The organism is Rhodococcus sp. I2R (genome assembly GCF_020889545.1).
In the GTDB taxonomy this organism is placed as follows: Bacteria; Actinomycetota; Actinomycetes; order Mycobacteriales; family Mycobacteriaceae; genus Rhodococcoides.
In genome coordinates this window covers 1-4,015 of sequence record NZ_JAHUTG010000057.1, presented here as the reverse complement: position 1 = coordinate 4,015, position 4,015 = coordinate 1, and the positions used below count along the sequence as shown (strand labels likewise).

Here is a 4,015-nt window from a genome sequence, read left to right as displayed (position 1 = left end):
CGCGAAAGACCCAGTGGAACAACCCGGCACGAGAGGTCGGACGATCACCCACGCCCGCACTCCACTCGAAGCCGCACAACCAAACTCACAGCGACGCCATCAGTTGATCGGTGCATTCGGGCTGAGCGGGCGCAGCGGCGGACGTTCACCGCGAAGTACAAGTTGGCGATCGTCGAGGAGTACGAGCGGGCCGAACGCTGCGATCGTGGTGCGATCCTGCGGCGGGAGGATCTGTATTCGTCGTTGATCGTGGAGTGGCGCCGGCAACGCGACCGTGGCGCACTCGAGGCGCTGTCGGCCCGGCGGGGTCCCAAGCCATCGGTCGGCGCCGGTGGTGGCGGCCGGGTGGATGCGGGCGAGGTTGCACGGTTGAAGGCCGAGCTCGAGACCGCGCGGAGGGTGATCCGAATTCAGGGGGAACTGTCCGCGCTCTTGGAGGGGCTCTCATCGAGCAGCGTGGAGATCGGCGAGAGCGGGCACTGGGCATGATCGACACCGCGATCAGGGATCTGACGCCGCTGATCGGAACCCGCGCCGCGTGTGTGGCGACCGGGCGTCCGTCTGCGAGCTACTATCGCGGCAGGACGAAACCCGCACCACCGCACAACAAATCACCACCTGCCGCCGCACCCGCGGCCGCACCGTCGCTGGCTCCTGCCTCGGACAGTGCGCAACCGCGGGCGTTGACGTGCGCCGAGCGTGAGCAGGTGCTGGCGGTGCTCAATTCGGAGCGGTTCGTCGACATGGCCCCGGCCAGTGTGTATGCGACGTTGCTCGACGAAGGCAGCTACCTGTGCAGCGAGTCGACGATGTACCGGCTGCTGCGTGAACACGGGTTGACCGGGGAGCGCCGCCGTCACGCCAAGCATCCGGCGACGGTGAAGCCGGAACTGATTGCTCACCAACCGAATTCCGTGTGGTCGTGGGATATCACGAAGCTGCACGGCCCGGCGAAATGGACCTACTACTACCTGTACGTGATCCTCGACATCTACTCCCGGTACGTGGTCGGGTGGATGGTCGCTTCCCGTGAGTCACAGATCCTGGCAGAGAAGTTGATCGGGCAAACCATTCGGGCGCAACATATTCCAGACGGACAGTTGACCTTGCACGCTGACCGCGGATCGTCGATGACCAGCAAACCGGTAGCGCTGCTGCTCGCCGATCTCGGTGTCACCAAATCGCATTCGCGTCCGCGTGTGTCCAATGACAACCCATTTTCGGAATCTCAGTTCAAGACGATGAAGTACCGGCCCGGGTTTCCCGAACGATTCGACACGATCGAGGCATCGCGGATGCACAGCGCAGAATTCTTCGGCTGGTACAACGACGAGCATCGCCATTCCGGGATCGCGATGCACACTCCCGCCGACGTGCACTACGGGCGTGCTGACGAGGTCCGCCGTAGGCGCGGCATCGTCCTCGACGGCGCCTTCCAAGCCCATCCGGAGCGGTTTGTCCGCAAACCACCCGAACCACCGAAACTGCCCACCATCAGCGCCATCAATCCGCCATCCGAGGAGGACCAACCGACTGGCTAAACAAACGAAAACTCTGTCTCAGAAAGGTTGACAGGTTCCGCAGCGGTCGGCCCACTTCTTATGCTCCGACTCCGCGTGGCTGTATCCCCTCCGATACCTCGGCTTGTGCTCGAAGTCTTTCCCACAGCCACGCCACGGACAGAAACAGGACTCTCGGCCAAGTAGCGATCGCAGTTCCGCACCGCCACCGCTGTCGGCGCGACCCACCCAGGGCCTTCAGCTGACTCAGTGCCCCCGCCGGCCCTGGCAATCGACTGATTCGTCCGCAGGAGCTACTGTCGACGTGGTGAAGATCGAGGTACTCGTGGTGCCGGAATGCCCGCATGCCGATGCCGCGTCTGCGCTCGCGAGAGCAGCCTTGACTGCAGCCGAAATGGTCGGCGGCGCAGTGACGGTGACTCTCGTCGATTCGGAGAATCAGGCCGCCGCAATCGGGTTTGTCGGTTCGCCGAGCTTTCGGGTCAACGGTGTAGACCCATTCCTCGGCCGAGATCGATCACCGGCGATCGCCTGCCGGATGTATTGGACCCGGTCGGGTCTGAGCGGTGTTCCGGACCTGGATGACCTTGTACGCGCTGTAGTGTCGTCGACCGATCGCCAGCGGCGCTGAACCGAGGTAACCATGCAATGCTTGATTCGAGTGGTGTCAGTGTCTTCGACAAGCGAATGTAAGGAGATTTCCGTCGAGGTCGAGAACCGCGAATTCCCGAGTGCCATAGTCGGTGTCGATGGGACTCCCGGTGTCGCCGGGGTGAAGTACGCCGGTCGCAGCCATCTCGATGTATAGCTCATCGACAAGATCGACATCGATCCGGCAGCTCGCTGTGCCTGCAATGAAACTCTCGGCACCACTGCACACCGGTTCGGACCGGAAGTCGGGCCGCTCCTGCCAGGAATCGTCGAACGCAACCCATAGATGTATCTCCGCATCGTCACGGCAAAGCTTCGCAAAGGAATCATCCGCGTGAGAAACACTGAAACCTATTCGAGTACAATAATATTCGATGGAAACATCGATTCTGCGCACCGGCATGGAAGGTACCGTTCTCGTCAGCCTCATTCAGCGGATGCTACCCCGACAGCGCCCAAGATTGCACGCTCGCTACATCTCAGTCCGAGGACCGCGCTCATCCTGAGATGTAGCGAGCTGACCGTCGATTGTACCTGAAATCCACCGATTCGCTGATGTATCGGGTGTGAGTTGCTTTGTGCGCCAGTGAGACGGGTATGGTGTGGGTGATCGCCAGTCCTGGTGTGTCGGGTTGTTCCACTGGGTCTTTCGTGTCGTGAGTGGGCATGGAGGTCGTCGGTTCGCTGGTGTTCGGTAAGGTTTCGGCGAAAGAGACTGTCGAACAGCGTTATCCACGATTGCTCCCACGGCCAGTCGGTGGGCAGGTGCAGGGTCAGTTTCCGGGCGGAGTAGGCGATCCGCGCGGGGACGGTGATCAATGTCCGGCGGATGGTGTCGGTGTTTGCTTTCCTCAACTCGGGGTCGCCGGTGATGGTCATGCGGGACGCCGAGATCAAACCTACGCCGCGGTTGTCTGAGCACCGCCCGCGATACCGATGGCACCGCATACCGCTGGACCCTGACTGGCCTGGCGTTCAAAGGCGAATCCGATCCTCACGGTGTCTTGACCACAAAAGCCACCTCGGGCCAACTGAAGGACTTCGCGATCTGGATCAACTCCTACTGCACCGAACACGCTCTGGCGGAGTCGATTCCACTGGTCAACGGCCAACAGTGGGTTCTGAGTACTCGGCAGTTCCGCAGGACGCTGGACTGGTTCATCGCCCGCAGGCCCGGCGGTGCGATCACCTGCCGTCATCTGAGTATCCAGATGTTCGAAGGCTATACGGGCACCTCGGACTCGGGGTTCGGCGCCGAGGTCGAAGCCGAACAGGCACTCGCTCGCGGAGAAGATCTGATGAGCATCGCCACCGACCACCCCCACACTGTCACCGGTCCCGCCGCCGCCTTCACCGGGACTGTCATCACCGACAGCACCCGCATCAAGCGCCTGATGAAGCGATCCGAACCTGCCATCTACCCTGGCACGTTCGCGCTGTGTGTCTTCGATCCGGACAAGGCATTGTGTCAACAAGAATTAGGCCTGCGGGCAGGTCCTACCGCCACGTCGACGAGCCCGACATGTTCACGTGCGTTGATGGTGGGCAGTTCGGCGGGTGCGTGGTCGCGGCGGCCGGGGACGGTGGCCATGCTGCGGCGTAGGACGTCGAGTTGGGCGCTCTTGTCGAGGCCTGTGAGGTCTGCGACCGCGTCGACGGTGGCCATGGGAATCGACCTTTCGCCGCGCCGGTAGGAACTACCGCCACAATATCGAACAAAAGTACTGCTTATCTGCTTAAGCCCGAATGCACCGATCAACTGATGGCGTCGCTGTGAGTTTGGTTGTGCGGCTTCGAGTGGAGTGCGGGCGTGGGTGATCGTCCGACCTCTCGTGCCGGGTTGT

General features: G+C 61.9%; 4 protein-coding genes and 2 pseudogenes. 4 read left to right on the top strand and 2 right to left on the bottom strand.

Going from position 1 to position 4,015, the window contains the following annotated elements; all coding sequences use genetic code 11:
- From KVY23_RS24735 to KVY23_RS24725, 3 genes and pseudogenes are all read left to right on the top strand, one after another.
- Positions 1 to 489, top strand: a pseudogene (locus KVY23_RS24735) (hypothetical protein); the annotation flags it as partial.
- Entirely contained in the window at positions 486 to 1,541 is a 1,056-nt protein-coding gene (locus KVY23_RS24730; RefSeq protein ID WP_206511661.1) for an IS3 family transposase, read from the top strand. The pseudogene KVY23_RS24735 and the gene KVY23_RS24730, both read left to right, overlap by 4 nt.
- Positions 1,542 to 1,827: 286 nt before the next feature.
- Entirely contained in the window at positions 1,828 to 2,151 is a 324-nt protein-coding gene (locus KVY23_RS24725; RefSeq protein ID WP_075837659.1) for a hypothetical protein, read from the top strand.
- Positions 2,152 to 2,187: 36 nt separating this feature from the next.
- Here KVY23_RS24725 and KVY23_RS25365 read toward each other — a convergent pair whose 3' ends face one another.
- On the bottom strand, positions 2,188 to 2,574 hold the full coding sequence (locus KVY23_RS25365; RefSeq protein ID WP_363324734.1) for a VOC family protein: 387 nt from the start codon (positions 2,572 to 2,574) through the stop codon (positions 2,188 to 2,190).
- Positions 2,575 to 2,870: 296 nt separating this feature from the next.
- Positions 2,871 to 3,047 (bottom strand): annotated as a pseudogene (locus KVY23_RS24720) (IS1380 family transposase); the annotation flags it as partial.
- A gap of 128 nt (positions 3,048 to 3,175) precedes the next feature.
- On the opposite strand from KVY23_RS24720, the gene KVY23_RS24715 reads away from it, so the two are divergent.
- A complete protein-coding gene (locus tag KVY23_RS24715) occupies positions 3,176 to 3,865 on the top strand; it encodes a hypothetical protein (RefSeq protein ID WP_158050534.1) in 690 nt (229 codons plus the stop codon).
- Positions 3,866 to 4,015 lie beyond the last annotated feature (150 nt).

Excerpts from the sequence above, each read along its gene's own strand:
- KVY23_RS24730 (WP_206511661.1), top strand. The coding sequence starts at position 486 with ATGATCGACACCGCGATCAGGGATCTGACGCCGCTGATCGGAACCCGC.
- KVY23_RS25365 (WP_363324734.1), bottom strand. The coding sequence starts at position 2,574 with ATGCCGGTGCGCAGAATCGATGTTTCCATCGAATATTATTGTACTCGA.